The organism is Paenibacillus daejeonensis DSM 15491 (assembly GCF_000378385.1).
Classification (GTDB): Bacteria; Bacillota; Bacilli; order Paenibacillales; family Paenibacillaceae; genus Paenibacillus_D; species Paenibacillus_D daejeonensis.
The window spans coordinates 382,209-407,260 of record NZ_KB899664.1; the positions used below are offsets into that span (position 1 = coordinate 382,209).

Genomic DNA, 25,052 nt, shown 5'->3' on the forward strand with positions numbered 1-25,052 from the left:
CCACACGTCAAACCCGCACGCTCTGAACTTAGTCCCGCAAAATCTCTTTATACACTTCAATGGCGCGCGCACGCGAGGCTTTGAGATCAACAATTGCATCTGGTTGCGGGAGATGAATGGCCTTGTCATCAAGATGGTCGAGGTGCGGCAGCCAGCGCCTGATATAAGAGCCGTCGGGATCGTGTTTGCGTGACTGGGTGGCCGGATTCATGATGCGAAAATAAGGCGCGGCGTCGTAGCCGAGCGATGAACTCCAGAGCCAGCCGCCGCGGTTCTGGCAATTGTCGTAGTCGGTGAGCTGGCGGCGAAAATATTGCTCGCCCAGAGTGAAGGGACAGAGCAGGTTTTTGGTCAAAAACATGGCATTGATCATTCGCAATCGGTTGTGCATCTCGCCAGTTTCGTTCAGCTCTGTCATCGAAGCGTCAATGATGGGAATGCCAGTCCGTGCCTCCTCCCAAGCCTGATAATGACTTTCGCTTAGGGGAGAGAGGTCATATCGCTGTTCGTACCGGAAGAAGTCTTCATTGAAGATAGCTTGGTATAGATAGAAATCCCGCCATGCCAGCTGTCTCACCCACGTCTCGCCGCCGGTTTTGTCCCAAGCCGCACCGTAGGCAGCCCGTGCGGACAGTGCACCGGTATTGAGATAACGTGCAATTCCGCTGGTATTGGGGTCCCGGCTGTAGCGGTCGCGCCGGTGTTCATAATCGCGCAGGCCCTCGCTGTCAGCGAAGTCCTCCAGCTGCGCCCAGGCATCCTCTGCCTCATCCTGCTGTTTGTCCAGGGCGGCTTGGAGCTCCTGCGGCACGCCGAAGCGCTCACCAATCTCTTTATCCAACGACTTGACCGTCTTCAGATCAGAGAGCTCAGCAGAGGCCTGGGGCCGGGCATATTGCTCCATGTACGCCCGCCATTTATTGTAGAACGGCGTGAAAACCTTATAGGGCTCCGAACGCCCGGTGAAGCTGTGGAAATCCTCCAGATCCGCGAGTGGCAGATCATCAACAAGCACGAAAGGTACGTTGCGGTCGTCCGCGATCTTGCGAATGGCTTCGTCGCGCTGCTTCGCGTAGGGGGTATAGTCGGCATGAGCTACGATACCTTTGATCGGCATCGCGTGCAGGAGGGCGTCCACCACCTCTGCGGGATCGCCACTGAGCAGGTGGAGCCGCTGATCAGCCTGCTTGTATTGCTTCTCCAAGCGGACCGCTTCACGCAGGAACTGGCGGCCACTATGGGCGCGGGCCCGCCCGTCCTCCAGCAGCTTGGGATCCAGGATGAGCAGGTGGATGCCCGGCATATTCCGTTTCTTCAATGCGTCAAATGCACGCAGGTCGCGGGTGCGAAGATCTTTGCGGTGAATGAATACATACATGATTGAAACCTCCTCGTCCTTGCAGCGTATATTCTTCTAATATGGAGATCCGGCAGTCTCGCCGGAGACAGTTCGGTATAAGGCAATACACTAACCACCTGGATGTTAAACAGGAAGCAAAGCCCAATGGACAAACGTGATGAAAAAAACCGCAGCCGTCTGCAAAAGCAAACAACTGCGGTTGATGGGGTGCGGGACAGCTCATTCAGGTCTGTACGCCGCGACAAGTCCTAGGGAACTTGTATGTTGTGGAGCACGGATCGCTTGATCTCCTAGAGTTCGGCCACGCGACGCGCGCCCATGTAGCGCTTATCCCAGTAAGCTTCGCTCAGCTTGCTGATCATAACGCCTTTGCTCGAGGAGGCGTGAGCGAACTTGCCGTCGCCCACTGCGATGCCGATGTGGGATACGCCTTTACCGCTGGTATTGAAGTAAACCAGGTCGCCTGGCTGAAGTTCGTCTTGCTCGACGCTCTCGCCATGCTGAGCCTGGGCACCTGATGTCCGCGGGAGTACGATATCCAATTGCTTGAAGACGTACGCAGTAAACCCGGAGCAGTCAAAGCCGCTCGTTGTGGTGCCGGCATACTTGTACGGGGTGCCGATCAAATCGGCAATGACATCCTCCATCTTGTTGAAGGATGAGGCTGCAGCAGCTCCTACCATAAAGCTCATGGTTAAGACAAGGGCTGCCAATGAGGTCAACACTTTTCTCAAGCAAAAAGCTCCTTCCGTGCCTACGAGGTTAGCTGAGGGGTTCGGTTGAAGGCTCCCTATGGCTCCTCCGGATGCATTAAAGGTCGTTCAAAAAGCTGGATTTTGATCACGAAGTGATACATAGAAGCGAATTCGGCATCGAATTTTGAACGCAGTCCGAACTTCCGGTGCTCACGTAGGCTTACCTACGCTCCGCTCCTCATTTCCTCCTGCCTCCAAACTTCTCGGTGCTGAAAACCCAGTTTTTGAACTTTTATTTAGATGCGTCCGAGGATCAATTCACCCAGAACTGGGTCCCCCGTTTCCTGATGTCAGGAACTCGGCGTTCTTATGTAGTATATCGAAGATCATTTCGAGGATTTTTTTAGTTTTCCTGCTTTTGTCACGTAATGTTCACAATTGAAAGCGATTGCCACCACCTTTCATGGAAGGTTTTGAGAATTTTTGTCATCATTTTAACAACTATAACATGCAAAAATCGCCTTCTGCCGAAGCAGAGAGGCGATTTTGTGTTAACTTTGTTTGGATTCCCACAGTTCGTATTGTGAAGCCAGCGTCCATACCCGGACCAGGGATTGAACCAGATAGAACGCCTGATGGAGAATGAGAGCCAGTAGTCCAGCCCAGATCAGGGTGACAGATGAAGCGGCCAGTCCGATTCCTGCCCCGATGCCCCACATGATCAGCGTGATGAACAGGAGTGGCAGGAACGCGCGGAGCGAGTGGAGGCTGCTTCCCAGCATGCCTGACTCTGACACCGCCCCAAACTGCAGACTGAGGAACAGGAGATGGAGCAGTGTACTCCATAACAGCCAGCAAGCGGCATACGGCAATGCAATCTTTGCTGCTTCTGCCAGCGATGGACTGTTGAGCAGCAACTGCAGCGCTGCCGGCAGCAGCCACCACGCAGGGGCTAGTACAAGGATGGATTTGATCCAGTAGAGCAGCGTGATCTTCTTCCAGGAAGCGCGAATCCCTTGGAAGAACTTCGTTCCGCCTTCATCCGTTGCATGGCGGAGGGAATAGAGAAGGCCACTCTGAATCAGTGGCGAAAAGAGCATTCGCACTAGCAGAAGGGCTCCGAGGGTCCACAGATAGGGCTGGATCAGGTCGGTCTTCATCAGTTGAAACTGAGCTTCCATCAGGAAGACCTGGACCGCTCGCTCCGCAGGCAGCGTGTCCGGGAAACGTTTGAGCAAGGGGATGAAGGTGGATTCCACGTAACGGTATAGACCAAATCCCCATAGCAGCTGGTACAGAAACAAGAAGATGACAATATATAAGTGCTTGACCGCGAGCCGCCAGCCTTGCCTAATATGCTCTTTCATACGTGCCTCCTCACCAGCCCAAGGAGCGGAGCAGCCCCTCGAGGACTTTGACAATACCAAGATTCCAGCGTGTGCCGGTGCGCCCCGGCAGTTCCGCCTTCATATAATTATTAATGCGCTGATTGTCGAGTACGATGGAGTAATCGGGATCGACAGCTGCCCATGCCAGCGGTGAACTATGGGTGATCTTATATTGTATATGCGTCTCCTGCGCGTCCCATAGCTTTTCAACAGATTTTCCGTCCTGGAATTGCAGATGAATGGGCACACTGTCCACGTCACCGCCACGTTTGCGGATTAGAATCACGGACTCGTACAAGGTACGGCCGTCCTGTTTGACGGAGCGGATGTTGATCGACTCCACGGCGAAGTCGGCCATCAGTTTGCCATAGATGTACTGGTCAAAATAATCCTTCCAGCTCTGCTTGGTCACCTGCTCGACCACGCGCTGGAAATCAGCAGTAGAGGGATGCTTGAACTTGTATTTCTGGAAGTAGGTGCGTATGATTTTGCGCATCGTCTGCGCGCCGACCCGTTGCTCCATATCCATGAGTACCAGCTTGGCGCGAATATACACATTCTCGGCATAGTGGTCGTGATCCCGGTAGGCCCAGGACAGCTGCTTGAGCGGTGCAGGATCGGTCATGTAGCTGGATTCCACCAAGAGATTGGGCTGGATGCCGTACTCGCTCTCCATGACCTTGTCCTCGGCATAGGAGGTGAAGCCCTCATCGAGCCAAGCCTCTTCGAACTCGTTGGAGGCGACCATCCCGTACCAGTACTGATGACCGATCTCATGGATGACGACTCGCTCCAGCTCATAGCCGGGATTGTCACTGTCAGCTGCAAACGAAGTGACGAGTGTCGGATATTCCATACCGCCAGCCCCGCTGCCTCCAGCAGGCGGTACAACGATAGATAACGTGGAGTAAGGATATTCTCCAAACCACTCGGCATATTTGGCCAAGGCGGATTTGGCAGCATGCATGTAACGGTCCTGCAGCTTGGCATGTCTCGGATCAAGGTAAAGCTTGATTCGAACGCCCGGCACACCATCGGTGGAATAAGGCTCCTCCACATAGATGAAATCCGGCGAGGCTGCCCAGGCGAAGTCATGGACATCGTCGGCATAAAACTGATAAATCTTGTTCTTCCCATCCGTGATGGCTGCCTTGGTTGGGAATCCGGTGGCCGCTACTTTGTAATCGGCAGGGACTTGGATGCGCACGTTATAGATGCCAAAGTCGCTGTAAAATTCCGAATTGCCATGATACTGGTGAGCATTCCACCCCTCATTGACCCGACCGCGGGTCCCGGAGGTTTCGTACTTGGCCAGCTTGGGGAACCATTGTCCTGCCATGACGAAATTGCCGGCATAGCCCATACGTGCAAACACGGCTGGCATGTGAACGATATACTCGGTAGTCAATGTAATGCTCTGGCCGGGTCTTACAGGATCGGGAAGCTTGAGCTTGGCCAATGTTCGGTCCTGCGAATTCCCGTCATCCGGTTGAACATAATGAAGTCGGGGCAGGAGACTTTCGCCTTCCTCTGTCTTCAGACTGAGCAGCTCCATGGAGCCGGTACTAGCTTCGGTAGCCTTGTCCTCACGGAGCTTGCCGCCGGATTCCTGCATAAAGGTGGTCTCGGGCGACGCAAACGCGTTAGGGTAGAGATGCCAGTACATCTCAGTGACCGGCTGTTTGCCGGGATTGGTCCAAGTCACCGTTTGTTTACCCTTGAGCTGACGCGTCTGCTCGTCCAATTGCACATCCATATGATACTCGACGACGCGGTGACTGAGGACGCGGGGCGGGGGGATCTGGATGTAATCGGGCTCTGTAGCCCCGGGGGCCGCGCTGCCCTCCGGTGCAGCTGTGCTCTGCTCGGACAATGTTGATGGAGGTTGTGCGAACGTGTACTGCGACTGCCAGGCTTCTCCAAAACCATGTTGCAGGGAAAGCGTGAGCAAGGAGGCCAGTAGGACAACAAAAACGATTTTCTTTGCATGACGTGGGATCATAGCTCCAATACCTCCCGTTGACAAGCTTCTAAGGCATGTATATGTTGGCTTTTCCCGGATTATTAGCTAAAATAGAATTTAATTCGTCCAGGCCCTGTTGCAGGGTTTGGTTGAGATGCCGAATGATGACTCGATCGTCCAATCGGACAATAGAGCTATAATAGGAAGTACAATGACTAAAGACTGGCGGGAGTGAATGAAGCATGGAACAAGGCAAGGGACCGGAAATGAAGAAGAAGCTGGGGTTTAATCTCATCGCAGGCGAGAAACACAAAGGATTCGGAGCGGGCTCGATCGATTTGAACTCGGTCGCATGTGTCATTATTGATGGCGACGAGGCCTATATGGACGCGGGAGCCATGCATGCCAAGAGCAAGATCGAGAAGCGGATCAAGTTCAGCATGAATAAGGAAGACGTGCCCAATGGAAGACAATGCTGGATCGTATGGGTGGCTGTGGATCGGACGGAAGAGGGAGCTTTCTATGGCGGGGCGACGGCTTGCGAGATGCTAATCGACGAAGAAGCGCGACGCGGCTGGAAAATCCTTGCCGACCATGTCAACAAGCTGGACTATGCGCTCAAACGCCGCTATATCCTGGGGGAACTTGGTGATAAGGAAAAGCAGCTCCTCAAAAACCTGCTGATCGAGCACAATGAGGAATGGTGGAACAATTCCCCGGAGACACTCCAGGAAGCACTCTCATAGAAGAACCAAACAAAAACAAGCCGCCTTATGCCTGGGCTACTGTAGCCAGGTATAGGCGGCTTGTTTTTCGGGTACGCAAACTTATTTCAAAAAAAACTTGATAATGGTTATCATTCTTGGTAAAATACAAAAAGAAAGAAGGGACCGATGAAATCCCTTCAATCTTTAGAAGCTTTATTTCGGATCAAATGTTTTGCAGTCGGTTTCTGCGGAACGATGCGCATTGCTTTCTTTGTTGTTGACGATGAAGATCGATTCAGCTGAACAACGGTTGTTGCCAGCCCAGTTACGGCACGAGCTTACTTCGCAGATGACATCTTTAGCCATGTGGATTCACCTCCTCTGGGAGCACAGTCGCATAGGCTCGTACAAGTTGGCGCTTGTACAGAAGCTAGCTAGCCTTTTCCAGTGATAATGGATGAGGTTTTTTGTGCGTTGACTGTAATTACTATGTTAGTAATTACCCTTTCATTCTAGCAGACAATCACCCAGATGGCAATTGCCCGATTAGGTACCTCTTGTCCTCTATGCAGCGCATGAATCCGGTCTCATCCGAATAAGCTGGTTAGTATGGTGTTCAAGCCATATTAGAACAGAAGGTGATGAGGCGTGGGCGAATTTCTGACCTGGATGGATGCGGATATCCCGCATTATGAAGTGTATATTCGCATTGTGGTCAGTGCACTGCTAGGGTTCTTGATCGGTTGGGATCGCGAGGCGAAGAGCAAGCCAGCCGGCTTGAAAACGTATATGTATGTCTGTGTGGCGAGCGCACTGATTACGATTATCTCCATTTATAGTGTAGGGAAATTCAGTACGGCCGAAGGGACAATGATGGACCCGATGCGTTTGGCGGCTCAGATTGTCTCGGGTCTGGGGTTCCTGGGAGCGGGCGTCATCTTGAAGGATGGTCTTCAAGTGAAGGGCCTTACCTCCGCGGCCATGATTCTGTACGTGGGCGGCATCGGGATCGGCGTAGGGGCTGGCTTCTATAGCGTAGTCATCTTCACGGTTGTGCTGACCACTGTCATGGCGCGGATCGCCAACGCGTTGGAGCGGCACAAATTCAAGACACACAAGGCAACCGGAGAAGAGAGTGAAGGGTAGCGTAGTTCTAGTCCACAACCATCATGATGAGTGATGGTTTTTTTTATTGTTCAGGAAACTATGATTTTGTTTGCTGTGACTAAGATAATTCCGCCAACCGCCCGCTGTAACACACTTTTGTTCCTCTATTTGCTCGCATCGCCGCCCACCGCCCGCTGTAGCGTACCAAGGCGGCCATCAACGCTTTGGGGAGGGCCTAGCTACCGATTGAAAGGAAGTGTTGAATCTAATTTGGGAATCAGATACAGTTGTAGTGGATTATTATGGATGGCGGTGGGGATTGTATGAAAAGAAGCGTTTCTAATCTATTACGTGTCATCGAATGGCTTCTGATTGTGGGGGGAGTAGTACTTCTCTTAGCGCCAATGATTATTCCCTACTCAGATATGTACTCATTTAACCGAGATTTCAGAGAGGCCAAATCAGCGGGAATCTATTATGAAGGGCCGAGGGAGAAGCAAACCTTCTTCGAAAGCAAGTTAACGATAAAAGGGGTCATCTATGACGGGGAGAACCTGAATGTGTATGTTCGCGGCTGCAGACTAGGCTCGGGCAGTAAGCTGCCTCAGCAGGCGGTTGTCCATCTTCCGAGTGGAGAGACTTTGGGTCCCAGAAGCTGGGGCGGCACGATGAACTTGTTCTGCGGCACGGGTGTGTATTCGTACGAAGACGTCCCTGCGGGACTGAGCCAGATTACATTCGGGCAGGAATCGTATGACGAAGCCTTCTCCTTCGAGATTCCTCTGGGCAAGGAGGTGGCAGAATGAAGCGTGCGAAGGGGCACATTATTCGCTGGGCAATCATTGTGGTAATGGGAATTATCGTACTCGGAGCCATGACCTCCTTCGCACTTACGCCAGAGCGCGGGATCAGAGAGTCTTTGCTCGGGATGAATCTGCCGGTTGAGGTGGAAGCCGTTTCTGTTATTGATGCCGGTGGCATTCATGCGGTCGTGTTTTGGGATGAAAAGTATCAGATGTACCACCATTCCTTTATGAAGCAGGTGCTTGGCCTGTTCTGGGAAGCGCGTGGTGGAGGATTCGGTACTAAGCCGCAGGAGGAGTGGCAGATTAAGTTCGGGGAAGGCTACTCTACACAAGGGTCGCGTGCGTATCATTATGTGATTGGCTGGATTAATGACCACGAGGTTGCTACAGTGGAGGTATTGTGGCGAGATGGGACGCTGGAACAAATGGAGCCTGCCATGGGCCGAATTATTCATTTTGCTAGAGAAGGCGAAGCGGGATCCAGCTCTTGGATGGTTGAGGAGTTATATGCTTATGACCGTAACGGCAATCGGCTCTACACATTGGATAACATGAATTATTTCGCTGCAGCCGAATAGAAGGCCTATAGTTCCGAAGCGAGCTTCCTTTCGGAAAACCTAAGCTAATGCTTCCGAAGCTAGTTTTCCTTCGGAAAACTTAAGCCTATGCTTCCGAAGCTAGTTTTCCTTCGGAAAACTTTGAGGAGAGGTGAACATGGAATCTGTAATCGCTACGCTGCCTTACTATAAAGTAGAGCGCAATGTCGACAAGCTGTCCATCTGCACCGTGGTGCACGAGCATGAGATGCATCTGTGCGATACGTGCCTGCGCACCGCGCACAAGGAAATTCCGATTGACTCACTATTCGATATCTCATACCGCCGAATGCGAGGTGCAGATGGCATGCTGTATCTACATACGGATCAAGGTATTGTCTCCTTCACGCTCAAGGTGGACCCCTGTGCTTTTATCGAAGCGTACCAGAGGTTGGTGGGCAAGTGAAGCTTGAAAGTTAGTTGTCCAACTTATTGTCTTCGTCCGCGTCACAGTCGCTATGTAGCTGACTGAAGGCGCGGGCTTTTATTCGTTTCGAGTAACGCGATTAGTCTACATCGGCCGTTTTGGCTTGTGAGGGGTGGTGCAACGGGAATTAACCTGTGTCGCAAGGACAGGTGGACAGGTGCAACTGTGTAATACAGCGAGCGGAGGTTTATGAGAGGGTGAAAGGGTCGCTCCTTCTTTCTTCTGCTAAAGACAAAAGTACACTTAAAAAGCGCCAAAACGATGATTATCCGGCTCGTAAGGACAAAAATACAGTTAATACGCCGGGAATATCCATATATTACTATAAATAAACGGATTAGTTGTACTTTTGACTTTAACTCTTCAGGATCGCTATGAATTTAGGATAATAGTGGTACTTTTGTCGTTAAGGCTCGGGCGGAGATGGTCTGGACCATCCCCAATCATCCCCGTCCCTTAGGATCAATTGTCCCTCGGCCATCATGCTCCCAAACCTCGTGGATTTCAGCACAACGCGCTTTTGGTGATATCCTCCGTACTTAGCTTTCGCATGGGAAGTACGCTTAATTTGCACCGCCACTTGCCAGAGAGCGTGGGCGAGGTGCACCTGCGCCGCCACTTGCTATGGAGCGTGGAGCGAGGAATATCCATCGCCATAGGAAAAACCGGCGGTGATAACCGCCGGCAGCCTATGGAGTCAGGTGAAGCACCGATATAGCCCTCACCTGAGCCTGATTTTACAAGCCCCTCAACATAACTCAATTAGTATCCCAGCTTATCCTTCGTTTTCTCGAAAATATCGTTGGCCATCTGTGTGTAGCGCTCGCTACCGTTGGCTTCGACTTGGGCAGTGTAGGTGGCCCAGTTGTCGAAGCTCTCCTGGCCGGTGATGAAGCGCAGGGTGCTCGTCTTCACGAAGTCCATGAGTGGAGTCGAAATCAGATTCATTTGCTCACTCTCCTCCGGCGTTGCCATGATAGGCGGTGCCAGCTTGCGCGGTTCGCGGGTTGAGAGAATGCGGTCAAAATAGTCTTTTTCACCCTCGGTCATCTTGGAGAGCTTCAGATCAGTCGAACCGCCATAGGCAAACATGCCGTTGGCAAAGCCGTAATCGACGTTCAACTGCTTCGATGCGCCTTCATTCATCCCGTTGTAGTAGATGTCCGAATTCAGGACGATCTTGCCGTCGCCGTCACGGGTGAAGGTTTCGCCTTCGACACCCCATAGGCTAAGCGTCTGGCCTTCATCCGAATACCAGAACCAGTCAACAAAGCGCAGCAATTTGATGAAGCCTTCTTCGCCTAGCTCATTCAATGCATTCTGGCTGACCATGACGCCATTCTCCAGGCGCGACGTCTCGATCTGCTGCATGCCCTTCGGACCGCCCGGCTGCACGATCATATACAGCTCGGCACCAGGGTCCTGCATCTTGGAGCGGAAGTCGGATAGCTGCTGATAATTGCCATTGATGACGAAACTGTCGCCCTTGAAGAACTTGGCCTGCGCCGTATCATTTTCCTGCGTGAAGGACTCAGGGTCCATCAGGCCGTCCCGGATGAGCTTGTTGAAGTACTCCAGGTAAGCTTTGAAGTTATCCGACGCATTGGCAAAGGTAAACTGTTCCTGATCATGGTCAAAATACAGTCCATTGGAAATGCCCCAGCCCGCGGTCACCCCATATTGGACAGCCGTAATGTTCAGCGATGACTCGCCTTGGAACTGGTCAGAGAACACGTAAGGCTTGCCTGTGTGTTCCTTCACCTTCTTGAGCACCTCGTAGAAATCTTCATATGTCCAATCCGCTTGTTCTGCGAGGACATCGATGCCCGCTGCCTCGAAAATATCCTTACGGATGATATAAGAGTATCCGCCACCCGCAACCTCCCACATGCCAGGAAGGACGTAATACTTTCCATCTTCCCTCAGCTTGGACTTGAGGTCTTCTTCCATGCCCCAATCCTTCACGGCTTTCATATAGTTCGGCATATATTGCACCCAATCGCTGATCGGTACGATTTGACCACCTGCCACGAAAGCGGATTCATCATACGTTTTGGGAATCAGGTACGGCGCATCGCCGCTGTTCACCAGCAGGGACTTTTGGTTATCGTATTCGGTCCGGGCCGTAATCGACAGGTCGAAGGTCACATTCGTCTTCTCTTGGATCGCGCTCCACAGGCGCCAGTCTTTGCTATAAGGGTAATTCTCATGGTCGCTGTACATCATGGAGTAGGTTACCGGTTCTGTGGAATGAAACGTCTCGTTCTCTCCAAACGTATAGTCCGCTGCTTCATCGCCTTCGGTATTCGTCTGTCCTGTCTCGCCTGCGGGCGGGTTGGTGCCAGGACTAGCAGGCTCATTCGAGCTGCAGGCCGCCATCACCACAAGCATCAGCGACAGCATCATCAGTACCGCAGTGTTACCCCATCTTTTCATTGCAAAACCTCCCTGTCTAATTTCAAAACTATATATAACGGAGTATTAGGGCAGGGTTAAGTAGCCAAAGAGAATGAGTCAGTTCTGGAGAAGCGTAGCGCTCGCCTTTGTCCCGGGATTTCACCCCCTACAGGGGTTATCAATCCAAGAAATCTGGGGACAACAGCGATCGGAAGAACGACTCATTCTCAAAGGCATACGTACCTAGCCATTTTTCCGGTTATATCGTTTATCCTTTTACCGATCCGATCATCATGCCCTGAACAAAATAGCGCTGCACGAACGGGTAGATGCAGATGATGGGCAGCGAGGTGAGAACCATCGCCGTCGACTTGACGCTGGCGGCGATCTGGCTGGTCTGCTCGGACGAGGCCCCAATCTCTGTCGGACTGACCGCGTTGTCGATAATCTGCTTCAAGTAGAGGGCGATCGGCCACTTCTCCTTGGACTGAAGGTAGAGCGAGGGGCCGAACCAGTTGTTCCACATGCCTACCATCACAAACAGCATAATCGTCGCTAGGATCGGCTTGGACAGTGGCAAGACAATACGGGTGAAGATGCCGAATACCCCGAGACCGTCGACGCGGCCAGCTTCCTCGACTTCATTGGGCAGACTGGCGAAGAACGTCTTCATCAGGATGACGTTGAACGCACTGATGGCGCCGGGAATGACGATTGCCCAGATGGTATCGCGCATGCCCAGCGTTTTGGCGACGAGAATATAGTTGGGGATCAGGCCGCCGCCGAAGTACATCGTGAAGAGCACGAACGGGATAAAAAACTTGTTGAGCCGCAGCTTAGGCTTGGACAATGGATACGACATCACTGCTGTCGCTGCTACTGCAATGAACGTGCCCAGCACCGAGTAGAGTATCGTGTTGCCATAATACCGGAAGAAATCCGGTTTGCTGAGGATCACCTCATAGGTCTGGGTAGTGAACTCCACCGGATAGATGCTGACCTTGCCGGCATAGATCGCCGCTTCCGAGCTGAACGACTGGGCCACCAGGTAGAGAAACGGATACAAGGTGAAGGAGACGACCACGAGCATGATCAGGGTGTTGAAGATATCGAATAGACTAATACGCTTCGTCATAGGGACGGCTCCTTTCTACCATAGGCTGGATTGCGTCGTGCGCTTGGATAATTCATTGGCGATAGTGACGAGGATAAGGCCGATGATGCCCTCGAACAAGCCAACGGCCGTCGCATAGCTGAAGTTACCGCCCGTGATGCCCATCCTATAGACATAGGTAGAGATGACATCGGCGGTTTCATACGTCAGCGGGTTGTAGAGCAGCAGGATCTTCTCAAAGTTGGAGCTCAGAATGCTGCCGATATCCAGAATCAGGAGCACCATAATTGTCGGTAGGATGCCGGGAATCGTCACGTGCATGGCCAGCCGGAGGCGGCTGCCACCATCGATCTTGGCTGCTTCATACAGCTCGGTATTAATACCGGTCATGGCTGCCAGGTAGAGAATGGTGCCCCAACCCAGGCTCTGCCAGATACCGGAGGAGACATAGATCGTTGGGAACCATTCAGGCAGGGAGATGAAGGCAATCCGCTCATAACCAAGCCACGCCACCAGCGAGTTGATGGGTCCCGTCAGGGAGACCATCTCTTTGACCATCCCCGCGACGATAACGATGGAGATGAAATGGGGGAGATAAGAGACGGTCTGCACGAACTTTTTCCATCGCATCTTCGTAATTTCGTTAAGAAGCAGGGCGAATCCGAGCGTCAGTGGAAACTTGACGACCAGGTAACTCACGCTCAGGGTCAAATCATTGAAGAAGGCCCGCCAGAAGGTCGGATCCTTCATGAACATCTCAAAGTAGGTGAAGCCCACCCACTCCGAGCCCAGAATGCTGGGACCGCCCCGATATTTGCGGAAGGCGATCACGTTGCCGATCATCGGCATGTACTTGAAAATGACAAAGTAAATGACGGGGATCACCAAAAACGCGTAGAGCTTCCATTCCTTGCGGACGTGCTTCCACAGCGGCGTGGTGTCCGAGAGTTTGCTGCGAGCCTGCGTGGCCATGTCGTTATCACTTCCCCTGCGAATATTTGCCCCGGCTCCGGGAGACGTCTTGATGCCGTGCTTGCTTGCTCCCCCAATGTAACGGAGAGGTCGCTGCCGCTCAATGTGCAGAATGAGAAATGATGTACAGGATCAGTAAAAACCGGGGGTTGATCTTGAAATCAACAGGCAAAATCCTTAATCCCGGCAAAAAAAACAAAAAAAGACCTCCCTGCTAGGGAAGGTCATCGCTTCATATAACGTTCATAGGCCGCTTGCTTGATCTCCAGCACCCGGTCGATACCGAGCAGTCGCAACTGATTCACCATGCTGTCGTAGGCCTCAATAGATTCCTCGCCCAGAATGATGCGCAATTCCGCATCTTGTACATAGTCTGCGATGCCATCCATCAGGGCGGAGAGCTCACTGGCCTCCTCGGCTGTAGGGGTAATGGGAGGAAGCAGATGCGTTTCATGCCGGGTGTGCCGCCAGATATCGGGTGCCCCATGGGTCGCCTCGAACTTCCAGATCATTTGGGAGTCACGCTGAATCATCGGGAAATTCGTCTGATGCGCATATTGCAGCATCACTTGGTCACTGGACAAGCCCTCGGGGTTGTCCAATACCAGGTCGGTGTAGGTCGGTTGGCCACTGTCCATCGTATAGGTCAGTCCCTCGATGCCGAACGTGTTCAGAAGGTTGCCCTCCTCCGAATAGGCGTAATCCAGCCAGCGTACCGCCGCTTCGAGATGCTGGGTGGTCGCCTTAATGGCCGCAGAGCTGGTGCCGGCATACGCATTATCCAACTGGCCGAACTTGGGCAGTTCGCCCTTCACGAGCGTTGGGTAGGGTGCGGCGGCATAGCTCGCGCTCGTTCCCGCGGCTTGCGCGGCGAGATTGTACTTCTCAATATAGGCGTGCCAGCCGATGGTTGCGCCGCTGACTCCGCTCATGATCTTCTGGTCTACGGTACGGATGTCGATCACGGCAAAGTCCGGGTCAATCAGCCCTTCTCTATACCATTGACTCATCGTGGCCAGATAGTCCCGATACCCGGGCTCAAGATAACCGTAACGGACCTGGCCCTCTTCGACGTAGAAGTTGCCCATCACGCCGAAGGCTCCAGCAAACCCGGCAGTTCGCTCTCCCATGAATAGTGTCCGCAGCGTCAGCGGGGAGGAGGCTTTCTTATGCTGCTTGAATGCCTTCAACATATAGTGCCATTCATCGATGGTCGTAGGGAGAGGGAGTCCCAGCTCCTCCAGCCAGTCGGTTCGCACTATCGGGCCGCCATAGACGCGGCCGGACTCTGAACGGATGAACGGGAAGGCATAGTAGAGTCCACTATCGGTCTTGACCATTTTGTCGATCTCAGGATGCTCGGCCAGCACTCGCTTGAAGTTGGGGGCATAGCGATCGATGACATCGTTGAGCGGAAGAATGTATCCTTGCTCAATCGCTTTCTCGGGCCCGCCCGGATAAGCCAGCCAGTTGTTCATAAAGATATCCGGCATGTTGCCGGAGGCAAGCAGATATTGAAATTTGCTATCCTGAATCGGCACACCGCCCAGATGGCGGATGGTGATCCCGGTTCGTTCCTCATAGACATGATCGATCGGACCGCGGTTGGGCGCAGCAATGTCGGGAAACTCGTTCATGAGCGTGAGCTTGGGTCCGTTGGTCATGGGATACTGGAAAGGCTCTGTCACCGAGCGATCGGCATCCTCCGATTCGCTCTGGTGATTTCCCGTCTCCACCGGTTCCGGACTGCCGAAGCAGCCGGACAACAGCAGGGCGGAGAGGAGGAGAACCAGCCAGCATGCACGATGATTGGTGAGGTAGTTGGCATCTGGCATACTTTACACCTCCTATTGTGTTTAGTTGATTGTTTTATACTTGCCGGGAGTGATGCCCTCATATTTTTTGAACACGCGGATGAACGCGTGGCCACTGGCAAAACCGACCCCTTCAGCGGTATCGTCGATACTGCTTCCTTCCTGGAGAAGGGACTTGGCGGCCTGTACCCGAGTCTGACTAATAAAATCATGAAGTCCCTGGCCCGTCTGCTCGCGGAATAGTCGCGATACATATTGCGGCGATAGCCGGAAGTGGTCGCCAATCAGAGAGACGCTCAGATTTTTGTCCCCGTAATGCTCCTGCACGAACGCCGTCACCTTCTCGCCGATTCCGGCTTGCGTTTGTACATTCTGTCTGCTCCGAAGCACGCCGCATACCTGATCACGAATATCCGACAGCTCCTGATGAAACTCTGCTTTGGAGGTGCAGGCCAGCAGCCGCTTGAGGGGACGCCATTCATCCCATGCGATAGCGGTTTGTTCATCATCTGGAATCGCCTTGATAAGCGTGGTCGCCAGGTCAAGCAGGACGAATCGGATGATCTCCAGAGACGCTTGCGTCTGGAAGGCCTGCTCCACCACATCATCAATAACTCCCTGCGCTTTGTCGTAATCGCCCGCCTTGAGCAGATTTAGCAGAATCATTTGCTCGTTTACCGTGAAGAAATAGCTGCTCTTGGCCGGCTTCACTTCGCCATACCACAGCGATTGCCCCTCGCCAAGCACAATGCGGTACTCCTGGGCCTCGAGTGCTTGCAAAAATGCCTGGTGGATGCCGTCCAGACCGGTCTGCAGATCGCTGCCTGCCGTCGTGAACCGCAATTTGTACCGGGTCGCAATGAATTCATGGGCCTGCGCGAGGGCGTCCTCCAACTCCATCTTCCAGCAAGCCTCGCTGTCATCGGCTACGTTCACAACAGCCGCGAGCGTCCCGTCCACATCGGTGAAACGGACGGCCAGATGGTTCGGGACAAAGTCTGCAAGGATATTGGAGACAATAAATTGCGCCATATCCAGTACCCGCACATCGCTGGCATCGCTCTCGATATAGAAGAGCAGGACGCCGAAGCGTTCGGAGGTCCATTGAAGATGGTAGGTCCGGGAGAGCTCGGAGAGCGGAATGCTGCGATCAGCCTGACCCTTGAGAGCCCGGGCGAGATAATAATGCTGCAGGACCCGCAGCTGCTGCGTCTGCTTGTTGCTCATGTCATCACGCTCCCGGATCGTCTCTAGCACGCTGCGTTGAATGAACGAATATTCATCGGCATCAGCCCCTGCATGCCCTGATTGACCCTTGGCAAAGACGCTTACGAGCTGCTTCACAGGGTCGTAATTTTTGCGGGCAAAGTAATAGATGACAGCGCCTCCAATTAAAAAGCACAAGAGCAGGCCAAGACCGTTAAGGGTCTGAATAGTCCGGGCCCGTTCCCAGAACACCTCGGTTGGAAAGACGCTGACATAACGCCAGCCCGTCGTGTCGGAGGCTTCGATGGTCACCATGGACGGGATCCCGTCAAACGAACGGGTGAAGGTGCCGGTGCCTTCCAATTCCCAAGGTTCGGATAATGAAGCGAATTCAGAGTCGTCCCCGTTCTGGAACAGCACCTGGTTACGCTCGTCCATAATGAATACCTGACCTTGCTTCACCCAGTCGATGTTCTCCAGCAGGGTCCGAATTTTCTCGTTATGCAAGGGAAACAGAAGTGTCCCTGCGGGCGTTCCGTCCACTTGCATGGGCAGCGAGCGAATATAGGCGGGCGTCACCGTTTTGCGCCCCTGGATTTCTACAGGCAAGGTAATGTAGGAGCCTGCGTGCTCTGTCTGCATCATATCCAGCCATTCCTCGTATGAATAAGAAGACGTCGCATGCTGCAGCTCGAAGAACAGGCGGGCGTCAGCATAGGTGTCCCCCGAGAGTACGGTACCCAGCTTGTTGGAATACAGATAGATGCCTTTAATGAAGTCATGAGTAGCGAGCAAATTGCCGAGTTCCTGCTTGGTTTGGTAGGTCAGATAAGGATGATCGGCCGAGGGTCCGTTCAACCACTTTTTGAACTCGGGCTGGATGGACAGTTGGGTGGCCAAGCTCTCGGTCTGCTGCAGCTCACCGTCGACAATATAACGGACTTGCTGGAGCATGGCGCTGCTTGCCCGTTTGATTTCGTATTCAACAATTTCCCTAGTTTGACTGTAAATGATGATGCTCAAGATGACCGGAATCAGCAAAATGACGGCGTAGGACACCATCCATCGAAAGGCCACGCTGCGTGTGTAAGGCTTAATTTTCTTCCAGCTCCAATGCACGTGATTCCCCCCAAAATCTCCTGAAATGTACATTTTCTATAGTAGCATGAACCTCTACGACCTTTTATGTACAATTTGAACCTGAGTGTACATTTTGTGGATTGATATCGTGACTGCAGCATTTTTTGTTCGGAGTGGGTAATGCCAAGTAGTATTGGGTAATATCCATTCGGAAGAAGAAGAATCTGGAATCGGGAGAGTTATAGGGCTTTGGGAGCTATTGCAAAATATTGGGTTGTGACATACGATAGGATTCACATTGAAAGGGCAGATTTCGGAGGAGGTAGAGGATGAGCACAGAAGAGCGGCTTCGTGCGTTGGAAGCCAAGGTTGAGCGTCTGGAGCACGAGTTGGATGTCTTGCGCCAGGCTAGAGGCCGAGGGGAACGCATGCAGTGGAGTATGCATGAGGTGGAGCAGCCTGATTCTTCACATGCAGGCCAAGCGCAGCCTGATTTCGCTCCATCTGCGTTTCGCCCGCCGGGTAATCCAAGGCAAGAGCCTCCCACTGCTGACTCTGAGGCATCTTCGGCTCAGCCGGGTAGGCGACAAGTTCCGCCGCTCCCTCCCTATGGAGCAGATCCCGCGCCATATACGCCGAGACCAGCTACGGACTGGGAGCATGTGGCCCGCGTATGGCTGCCCCGGGTGTTTGTGGTCGTGCTCCTGCTGGGGGTACTATGGGGATTCACGGCTGCGGTCTCCGCAGGCTTCATCAATGAACCGGTCCGCTGTCTAATCGGGATTGTGGCGGCCGCCATTATGTACATATTAGGTGAACGACAGCTTAAGGGCGGGCGTGATGCGTTGGGTCAGGTGCTGATTGGCGGAGCCGTAGCGATTCTGATCCTTGCCGGGGTGGCCGCTTATACGCTCTATGACCTCATTGATATAGGGGTGGCTGGGGTGTTTTTCGTAGGAACGGTAGGGCTCGGCGTGTTGGCGTCGCTCCGGCATCGCTCGCAATCGCTGATGCTGGTTGCCATGGTGGCGGGATATCTCATCCCATTGCTGTTAACTAGAGACACCCCTAATCCGTGGCTGTACATCGGGTATGAGACGCTGTTCTCCATTGCCATGCTGATCATTGCTGCCCGGTTGAACTTCAGGGTCGCCTACGGTGCCGCGTTCGGGCTCCTGCATCTACCGCTTATCCTATACGCGGTCTATGATTTTGATGAGTATCGGACGATTTTTCTGTTGGCAGTTATTCTGCAGCATCTAACCTTGTATGGCTTAGCGGCGTTCTACAAGCCCACGCATTCTGCCACTTACAGGCAATCGGTGCTGTTCGCCGGGTTTATGGCCATGGCTGGCTGGTTCTATGTGATGTACGGCATACGTTCTGCCGGAATGTACGGCGTGTTGCTCGGGGCCGCGACGATTCTGCACGGGGCAACGGCTTATCTGTTCTATCGACAGCGCAAGCTTTATGTCGTTTTCGGCATCCTTGCGTCAGTGGGCCTCACGCTATGGCTGCTACATACAGTAGATATCGACTTCGTCGCCAGTACACTCGTGCTGCAGGGCACGGCAGCCATTATTCTTGGGCTGTACCTGCGCAATAACCTGCAGTTTTTGGTGGGTCTCGCTATCTATGCGTTGGGTGCGGTAGGTACAATTAATATGCCGATTGAAACCTTGGCCTCAGGGGAAACGGTCAATTGGCTAATGCTGCTGGTGACCTTGCCCATCCTGTACAAGTATCGGAATCTCGGCCTGGAGGAGGGCAAGCAGCCCCCGTCCATCGTCCAATCGGTGATGTGGGCGGAAGGCCTGCTCCTGCTGTATTTCATCACCCAGGTTACGCAATTGCTGAGCAGCTCCCTCGCTGATGAAACGCAGCGACTCCTTATATCGGGCGTCTGGATTGTGTACGCCATCGCGGTCATCGTCGTGGGCATTGTGCTTCAGCGAGCCAGAGTCCGGCTGGCCGGCGTAGGCTTCCTATTTTTGACCCTGATCAAGATCATTTTCGTCGATTTGCCGGGGGTGTCTCCTGCCGTGCGGGCGATTCTGTTCATTGGACTCGGCGTAGCAGGTATTGCGGCTTCCCGTTTGTTATATCGAAAAAAAGAATAGGCAAGGCTACCCTTCCGTTGATCCGGAGGATGCCGTGCCCGGTTGATTCGCCTCCTGCATGGCCTCGTGCATGCCGGGGGCGTTTTTGCGTGTGATCAAGAGACCGCGTGCAGCATCCCGTAATGGAATCAAGAGCTCCATCGAAAGCCCGGACAGGCCCTGCGGCGATAAGTCAATGGCCTTCCCAAAGTGGGTCTCACCGTCCTGGCGCAGTTGTTCTTTCTCCTCTGTAGTGAGTGTGTCCAAGACGCGGAGCAGTTGCCATTCTTCGAGTCGCATGTTTCTTTCCTCCTTAGGTGTTGTGGCCCTGCTTGGTGTGCAAAAAAAGAGACCTGGCAGACACAGAAGCTGCCAAATCTCCTTGATCGCCATTGCGGGCAGATCAGTCCGAGTGACGGAGCAGCGCCAGATCGAAGGCTGGCACGAGCTTCTCCTCCATCGCGCGGCTGAGCAGTGCCGTCACGGCGGCATATCCATCCTCGCCGAGATCCTCGGTGAAGTCGTTCACGTACAAGTCGATATGCGCCTGTGCCACCTCGGGCGCCATCTCTTGCGCATGAGCCATCACATACTCCGATGAAGCCTGCGGCTCCTTCCAGGCGTGGCGGACCGAAGCCCGGATCCAATCTGCAATTTGTGCAGTTGCCAAGCCCCGGCGGGCGATGATGGCACCGAGTGGAATCGGCAGGCCCGTATCGCTCTCCCACCAGCTGCCCAGATCGGTCATCAGCTGTAGGCCGTACTCCGCGTACGTGAAGCGGGCTTCGTGGATCACCAATCCTGCATCGATGTGGCCGTCGCGAACCGCTGGCATGATCTCATGAAACGGCATGACGACAATCTCGCCGATGCCGCCTGGCACATGAGCAGCCGCCCAGAGCCGGAACAGCAGGTAAGCGGTCGAACGATCGCTTGGCACAGCCACACGCTTGCCGGACAGCCATGCAGGGTCGGCGCTGCCCATGGCGGGCGTGAGTGTTGCATCTGCAGGGCCTTCGGCACTCAAGGTAGACTCAGCCGCAGGACTCGCTATGCGGTCACCATCGAGCGGGTCCGGGAGCACGGTCAGGGCTGCGGCTTCTTCCACGGCACTGATGGCCGGCGCCCCGTGACCTCGTGTCAGCACGAGAGGACCGCACCCGCGGCCGAGCGCACCGCCGCAAGGGAGCAGGGCATAGTCGCTCAGTACCCAGGGGAGCGCCGCATAAGAGATCTTCAGTACTTCCGGCCCGCTGCGCTCGGCGGCAAGCTTGTTCGTCACATCAATATCGGCGTAGGTAACCGCAAGCTCCGGCGCGCCTGGAATCAGGCCATGCGCCAGAGCATGGAATACAAACGTGTCATTGGGACAGGGAGAATACGCGATGTTCAGCTGCTTCATGCGAACACCCCCTTCAGTGCGGCACTTGCATCCGCCAGCGCATCCAGCGCTTCCTTGATCCGCCAGGCCAACCGGTCGCGAGGCCCGACGTGATTGGAGATGGCGCGCAGCTCCAGCACAGGCAGGCTGCGTGCCTGGGCCGCGACGGCAGCACCATAGCCCTCCATGGCTTCAGCCAGCGCACCGGGAATGCGACGGCTTAACAGCTCAGCGGTATCCGCCGTGCCCGTGACAGTGGAGAGGGTCAGCACCGGGCCTGTGTGTACAGCCAACCCTGCGGCCTGGAGCGCTTCCTGACAGCGGGCCAGCAGTACAGGATCGCTCTCGACCACCGCAGAACCGAAGCCCAGCTCGTCCACGCTCTCAAAACCGTCCGGTGTCTCCGCGCCCAGATCGGCTGCAATGATCCGATCGGCCAGCACCAGCTCGCCTAGCTCGGCGCCCCCGCGGAACCCCCCGGCAATCCCGGCACTGATTACCAGGTCATAGCTGCGTTCTGCCAGGATCATGGCGGTGCCGGCTGCAGCTGCTGCCGGGCCGACGCCAACGGACCTGACATCAAAACGGTCTCCAGAAGCGTCACCGAGACCCCGCAGCACAGCGTCGCGCTCCGCAGCAACGGCAGTGACGATTAGAATATGCATCGATTCAGACATCATTCAGCTCTCCTTACCGATCCTCCATCTACAGCGGGGATCGCTTTGCTTCTATTGTAACAGGAGTCGTCCCCTCAATAAAAGCCGCGTCTCGCTGCAAGCGTTCAATGAACGGCAGATCGGTTGGAAAATTGGCTAGTCCCACCAGCGCTTGAGCTGCTGCCACCACGATTGCCGTTTTTGTACCTCGGCATCGATGACCCCGCTGTTATCATGAGGCTCCGCGCCATCTGTAGCCTCGCCGCAAGCGACTTCGGTCGGCTGGGTACCGGCGATGAAGGTCTCCAGCCGTTTCTCGGCGCAGCCGCTGCCGGCCAGCTTGCCGGATGCCGGATCAATATAGACGCTGACAACGCCCGGTGGCATCGGGAAGATCTTGGGCGGCACAGCCGCCAGCGCCTCTTCCATGAAGGTCGCGAAGATGGGGGCAGCGCTATGAGCCTCGGAGGTATTGATGCTCCGCCCCTTGTCATAGCCAACCCAGACAGCCGTCGTCAACTCTGGCGTGTACCCGACCAGCCAAGCGTCAGTATTGGTTGTCCCTGTCTTGCCAGCGACCGGGCGCTTGATCAGCGCAGAGACACGGTTGGCGGTTCCCCCAGGCTCGAACACGCTCTCCAGCAGATTCGTCATGACATAGGCGGCTGCCGGGTCAATAACTTCTTCCGCTTGGGGCTTGGCCTCGTACAGGACTTCACCGTTCTTGCTCTCAATCCGCAGAATCGCGGTCGGCATATGCCGTACGCCCCCTCCGGCAAGCACGCTGAATGCCGAGGCCATTTCAAATGGACTAACGGGAAACGCCCCGAGTGCCAGCGAAGGGACGGGCTTCATCGGACTGTCGATGCCGAGCCTCCGGGCGGTATCAATCACTTCCTCCGGTCCAACGGCCATCACCGTATTGACCGCAAAGATATTATCCGAGCTCGCAATCGCCTTGCGCATATCGATGTCGTCATTAAAATATTTGTCATTATGGTTGCGGGGTTGATACGTCTGCCGCCCCTCGTCATAGGTGAAGACGGTGGGTTCGCTGCGGAAGGTCGACATCGGCGTCAGCTTGTGGCTCTGCAGCGCTGTCAGGTACAGCAGCGGCTTAAACGAGGAGCCGGGCTGGCGCGTCGTGGCGAAGACGCGATTGTACTGATTCTCGGTATAATCCCGGCCGCCGACCATCGCTTTGACGTAGCCGTTTCGGGGATCAATAGCGACGAGTGCGCCTTGCAGCTCCGAATCTGCCGGGAGACCTTTGTGTACTGCTTGCTCGGCCGCCTGCTGCGTGGCTCGGTCCAGCGTCGTATAGATGCGGATGCCGCCCTCGACGAGCAGCTGCTCATCCAGGCCCAGCTGTTCTACGGCTATCGTTTGCACATAATCCCGGAAGTACGGGGCGATCCCTTCGGTTTCTGCGCTTCCCTGCGTCTGCAGCGGTAATAGCTCCTCATAGGCCGCTTTGGCTTGCTCGGCCGTGATATGCCCTTGATCCGTCATGGTGGTGAGGATGATCTTCTGGCGGTCCTTGGCATTTTTCATATTGCGGTAAGGCGAATAATAGGTAGGTCCCTTCGGAATTCCTGCGAGCAGGGCACTCTCCCCCAGTGTCAGCTCCGATGAGGACTTGTCAAAATACATCTGGGCCGCAGCCTCAATCCCGTATGCGCCGTGTCCGTAATAAATCTGATTCAGATACATTTCCAAAATCTCATTCTTGGCGTATTTCATCTCTAGTTGTACCGTGTACATCGCCTCTCGGAGCTTGCGCGTCCATGTCTTCTCATGGGTCAGATACAAATTGCGCGCCAATTGTTGGGTCAGTGTGCTGGCTCCCTGCTTCTTGGAGCGGCTCTCCACATTGGCCACCACGGCCCGGGCCATGCCTTTGATATCGAAGCCGGTATGATCAAAGAACCGTCTATCCTCAATGGCGATCGTGGCTGTAACCAGGGTCGGGGATATCTGATTCAGTCTGACGGGTCTGCGGTTCTGTCCAGTATGGAAGGTGTCGATCACCTCGCCGTTCAGATCCAGCATCTCCGAGGTTTGGCTGATCGTTGTTGCCGGCAGGGCCTGCGTGCGTAGATAGAGCAGCAGCCCCGCAGTGGCCACCAGACAGATGGCGATGGCGATCCCGGATACTTTGAGCAACCGCGAGAGACGGTACAGCCAGGTTAACCACCGCTCCGATTGTATTGAGGCGTCTTTGCTGCCTCGCCCGCGCTGCCGCTGGACCTTTGATTTGCGCATGCGCCTTCACTCCCTTCTACCTGCCCCAAATGCTATATCTTTAGTATGGAAAAAGGAGGCATGAGCTATTCAATGAACGCGCACAGGATTAAATTTTTGTAGAGGGGGCGTCAGAGGTTGCTTTTTCCCCTTGTTTTACTATAATTACGGAAGAACGATTGACCCATAGAAGGGAGCTTGATCACAATGGAACTGTGGTATACCGAGAAACAAACGGAAACGTATGGCATTACGGCTAAAATAAAAGAGACGTATGTTCATGAAAAAACGGAATTTCAAGAGCTGGCTATGATCGAAACGGAGGAGTTCGGCACCATGCTGGTCCTCGATGGCATGGTCATGACGACGGATAAAGACGAATTTGTCTATCATGAGATGGTCGCGCATCCTGCGCTGTATACCCATCCTAATCCGCGTCACGTGCTGGTGGTTGGCGGCGGCGACGGTGGCGTCATCCGCGAGGTGCTGAAGCATCCAGAAGTGGAGAAGGCTGTTCTCGTCGAGATTGACGGCAAGGTTATTGAGTATTCCAAAAAATATCTGCCGAACATCGCAGGCGGTCTGGATGATCCACGTGTCGAAGTGATTGTTAACGACGGCTTCATGCATATTCATGATCACAAAAATACGTACGATGTCATCATGGTCGACTCCACGGAGCCGGTTGGTCCTGCGGTGAATCTGTTCACCAAAGGCTTCTATCAAGGCATCTACGAGTCGCTCAAGGAAGACGGCATCTTCGTTGCCCAAACGGACAATCCGTGGTTCAAGGCGGACCTGATCGAGAGTGTCTACCGCGATGTGAAGGAAGTGTTCCCGGTCGTCCGTGTATATTGTGCCAATGTGCCGACGTACCCGAGCGGTCTGTGGACCTTTACAATGGGCAGCAAGAAGCACGACCCTCTGGAAGTGGACGAGTCTTCGATTCCGGATATCGACACCAAGTACTATTCGCCGCGGCTGCACAAGGGCGCTTTTGCGCTGCCTAAGCTTGTAGAAGATCTGCTCAAATAAGGTAG

21 protein-coding genes are annotated in these 25,052 nt (G+C 54.1%); 7 read left to right on the forward strand and 14 right to left on the reverse strand.

Annotated features, from left to right (window positions below; all coding sequences use genetic code 11):
- Positions 1–28 precede the first annotated feature (28 nt).
- From F556_RS0118510 to F556_RS0118525, 4 genes are all read right to left on the reverse strand, one after another.
- Entirely contained in the window at positions 29–1,378 is a 1,350-nt protein-coding gene (locus tag F556_RS0118510) for a cryptochrome/photolyase family protein (protein ID WP_020618481.1), read from the reverse strand.
- A 272-nt stretch (positions 1,379–1,650) separates the two neighbouring features.
- On the reverse strand, positions 1,651–2,094 hold the full coding sequence (locus F556_RS0118515; protein ID WP_020618482.1) for a C40 family peptidase: 444 nt from the start codon (positions 2,092–2,094) through the stop codon (positions 1,651–1,653).
- 512 nt (positions 2,095–2,606) lie between these two features.
- Entirely contained in the window at positions 2,607–3,422 is an 816-nt protein-coding gene (locus F556_RS0118520; protein WP_020618483.1) for a hypothetical protein, read from the reverse strand.
- Between the two features lie 10 nt (positions 3,423–3,432).
- A complete protein-coding gene (locus F556_RS0118525; protein ID WP_020618484.1) occupies positions 3,433–5,445 on the reverse strand; it encodes a M1 family metallopeptidase in 2,013 nt (670 codons plus the stop codon).
- Positions 5,446–5,648: 203 nt separating this feature from the next.
- Between F556_RS0118525 and F556_RS0118530 the strand changes: the two genes are divergently transcribed.
- Positions 5,649–6,152 (forward strand): YwhD family protein, encoded by a 504-nt coding sequence (locus F556_RS0118530; protein WP_020618485.1) that lies wholly within the window; start codon positions 5,649–5,651, stop codon positions 6,150–6,152.
- Positions 6,153–6,326: 174 nt separating this feature from the next.
- On the opposite strand, the gene F556_RS37205 is transcribed toward F556_RS0118530, so the two are convergent.
- Entirely contained in the window at positions 6,327–6,479 is a 153-nt protein-coding gene (locus F556_RS37205) for a DUF1540 domain-containing protein (RefSeq protein WP_020618486.1), read from the reverse strand.
- Between the two features lie 303 nt (positions 6,480–6,782).
- Between F556_RS37205 and F556_RS0118540 the strand changes: the two genes are divergently transcribed.
- From F556_RS0118540 to F556_RS0118555, 4 genes are all read left to right on the forward strand, one after another.
- The gene (locus F556_RS0118540) at positions 6,783–7,259 is read left to right on the forward strand and encodes an MgtC/SapB family protein (RefSeq protein WP_040717121.1); all 477 of its coding nucleotides are present in this window, start codon (positions 6,783–6,785) and stop codon (positions 7,257–7,259) included.
- A 365-nt stretch (positions 7,260–7,624) separates the two neighbouring features.
- Positions 7,625–8,026 (forward strand): hypothetical protein, encoded by a 402-nt coding sequence (locus tag F556_RS0118545; RefSeq protein ID WP_020618488.1) that lies wholly within the window; start codon positions 7,625–7,627, stop codon positions 8,024–8,026.
- Positions 8,023–8,604: a hypothetical protein gene (locus F556_RS0118550; RefSeq protein WP_020618489.1), complete on the forward strand. Its 582-nt coding sequence runs from the start codon at positions 8,023–8,025 to the stop codon at positions 8,602–8,604. Before F556_RS0118545 ends, F556_RS0118550 begins: the two co-directional genes overlap by 4 nt.
- 136 nt (positions 8,605–8,740) lie before the next feature.
- Positions 8,741–9,028, forward strand: coding sequence for a hypothetical protein (locus F556_RS0118555; RefSeq protein ID WP_020618490.1), 288 nt, complete (start codon positions 8,741–8,743; stop codon positions 9,026–9,028).
- Between the two features lie 783 nt (positions 9,029–9,811).
- Here the strand turns inward: F556_RS0118555 and F556_RS0118560 are convergent.
- The 5 genes from F556_RS0118560 to F556_RS0118580 form a co-directional block, all read right to left on the reverse strand.
- Positions 9,812–11,485 (reverse strand): ABC transporter substrate-binding protein, encoded by a 1,674-nt coding sequence (locus F556_RS0118560; protein ID WP_020618491.1) that lies wholly within the window; start codon positions 11,483–11,485, stop codon positions 9,812–9,814.
- A gap of 229 nt (positions 11,486–11,714) precedes the next feature.
- Positions 11,715–12,581, reverse strand: coding sequence for a carbohydrate ABC transporter permease (locus F556_RS0118565; protein WP_020618492.1), 867 nt, complete (start codon positions 12,579–12,581; stop codon positions 11,715–11,717).
- A gap of 15 nt (positions 12,582–12,596) precedes the next feature.
- A complete protein-coding gene (locus F556_RS0118570; RefSeq protein ID WP_020618493.1) occupies positions 12,597–13,532 on the reverse strand; it encodes an ABC transporter permease in 936 nt (311 codons plus the stop codon).
- A 224-nt stretch (positions 13,533–13,756) separates the two neighbouring features.
- Positions 13,757–15,367 carry an extracellular solute-binding protein gene (locus tag F556_RS0118575; RefSeq protein WP_020618494.1) on the reverse strand — a complete coding sequence of 537 codons (1,611 nt, stop codon included), beginning with the start codon at positions 15,365–15,367 and terminating at the stop codon, positions 13,757–13,759.
- Between the two features lie 21 nt (positions 15,368–15,388).
- Entirely contained in the window at positions 15,389–17,629 is a 2,241-nt protein-coding gene (locus F556_RS0118580) for an AraC family transcriptional regulator (RefSeq protein WP_245583089.1), read from the reverse strand.
- Between the two features lie 332 nt (positions 17,630–17,961).
- Here F556_RS0118580 and F556_RS0118585 point away from each other — a divergent pair, with 332 nt between their 5' ends.
- Positions 17,962–19,752 carry a DUF2339 domain-containing protein gene (locus F556_RS0118585; protein WP_020618496.1) on the forward strand — a complete coding sequence of 597 codons (1,791 nt, stop codon included), beginning with the start codon at positions 17,962–17,964 and terminating at the stop codon, positions 19,750–19,752.
- A 6-nt stretch (positions 19,753–19,758) separates the two neighbouring features.
- Here the strand turns inward: F556_RS0118585 and F556_RS0118590 are convergent, their stop codons facing one another.
- The 4 genes from F556_RS0118590 to F556_RS0118605 all read right to left on the reverse strand — a co-directional run bounded on the left by F556_RS0118590 (position 19,759) and on the right by F556_RS0118605 (position 24,033).
- Positions 19,759–20,031 (reverse strand): hypothetical protein, encoded by a 273-nt coding sequence (locus F556_RS0118590; protein ID WP_020618497.1) that lies wholly within the window; start codon positions 20,029–20,031, stop codon positions 19,759–19,761.
- Between the two features lie 103 nt (positions 20,032–20,134).
- Complete coding sequence (locus F556_RS0118595) at positions 20,135–21,124, reverse strand: 1,4-dihydroxy-6-naphtoate synthase (protein ID WP_026297374.1); 990 nt, start codon at positions 21,122–21,124, stop codon at positions 20,135–20,137.
- Between the two features lie 5 nt (positions 21,125–21,129).
- Positions 21,130–21,789 (reverse strand): futalosine hydrolase, encoded by a 660-nt coding sequence (locus F556_RS0118600; protein WP_020618499.1) that lies wholly within the window; start codon positions 21,787–21,789, stop codon positions 21,130–21,132.
- A 135-nt stretch (positions 21,790–21,924) separates the two neighbouring features.
- Positions 21,925–24,033, reverse strand: coding sequence for a transglycosylase domain-containing protein (locus tag F556_RS0118605; RefSeq protein WP_020618500.1), 2,109 nt, complete (start codon positions 24,031–24,033; stop codon positions 21,925–21,927).
- 186 nt (positions 24,034–24,219) lie between these two features.
- Here F556_RS0118605 and speE point away from each other — a divergent pair, with 186 nt between their 5' ends.
- Complete coding sequence (gene speE / locus F556_RS0118610) at positions 24,220–25,047, forward strand: polyamine aminopropyltransferase (RefSeq protein WP_020618501.1); 828 nt, start codon at positions 24,220–24,222, stop codon at positions 25,045–25,047.
- Positions 25,048–25,052: the final 5 nt, after the last annotated feature.

Coding starts and splice junctions, on each gene's coding strand:
- F556_RS0118510 (WP_020618481.1), bottom strand. CDS start 1,378: ATGTATGTATTCATTCACCGCAAAGATCTTCGCACCCGCGACCTGCGT.
- F556_RS0118520 (WP_020618483.1), bottom strand. CDS start 3,422: ATGAAAGAGCATATTAGGCAAGGCTGGCGGCTCGCGGTCAAGCACTTA.
- F556_RS0118525 (WP_020618484.1), bottom strand. CDS start 5,445: ATGATCCCACGTCATGCAAAGAAAATCGTTTTTGTTGTCCTACTGGCC.
- F556_RS0118530 (WP_020618485.1), top strand. CDS start 5,649: ATGGAACAAGGCAAGGGACCGGAAATGAAGAAGAAGCTGGGGTTTAAT.
- F556_RS37205 (WP_020618486.1), bottom strand. CDS start 6,479: ATGGCTAAAGATGTCATCTGCGAAGTAAGCTCGTGCCGTAACTGGGCT.
- F556_RS0118540 (WP_040717121.1), top strand. CDS start 6,783: ATGGATGCGGATATCCCGCATTATGAAGTGTATATTCGCATTGTGGTC.
- F556_RS0118545 (WP_020618488.1), top strand. CDS start 7,625: ATGATTATTCCCTACTCAGATATGTACTCATTTAACCGAGATTTCAGA.
- F556_RS0118550 (WP_020618489.1), top strand. CDS start 8,023: ATGAAGCGTGCGAAGGGGCACATTATTCGCTGGGCAATCATTGTGGTA.
- F556_RS0118555 (WP_020618490.1), top strand. CDS start 8,741: ATGGAATCTGTAATCGCTACGCTGCCTTACTATAAAGTAGAGCGCAAT.
- F556_RS0118560 (WP_020618491.1), bottom strand. CDS start 11,485: ATGAAAAGATGGGGTAACACTGCGGTACTGATGATGCTGTCGCTGATG.
- F556_RS0118565 (WP_020618492.1), bottom strand. CDS start 12,581: ATGACGAAGCGTATTAGTCTATTCGATATCTTCAACACCCTGATCATG.
- F556_RS0118570 (WP_020618493.1), bottom strand. CDS start 13,532: ATGGCCACGCAGGCTCGCAGCAAACTCTCGGACACCACGCCGCTGTGG.
- F556_RS0118575 (WP_020618494.1), bottom strand. CDS start 15,367: ATGCCAGATGCCAACTACCTCACCAATCATCGTGCATGCTGGCTGGTT.
- F556_RS0118585 (WP_020618496.1), top strand. CDS start 17,962: ATGAGCACAGAAGAGCGGCTTCGTGCGTTGGAAGCCAAGGTTGAGCGT.
- F556_RS0118590 (WP_020618497.1), bottom strand. CDS start 20,031: ATGCGACTCGAAGAATGGCAACTGCTCCGCGTCTTGGACACACTCACT.
- F556_RS0118600 (WP_020618499.1), bottom strand. CDS start 21,789: ATGTCTGAATCGATGCATATTCTAATCGTCACTGCCGTTGCTGCGGAG.
- F556_RS0118605 (WP_020618500.1), bottom strand. CDS start 24,033: ATGCGCAAATCAAAGGTCCAGCGGCAGCGCGGGCGAGGCAGCAAAGAC.
- speE (WP_020618501.1), top strand. CDS start 24,220: ATGGAACTGTGGTATACCGAGAAACAAACGGAAACGTATGGCATTACG.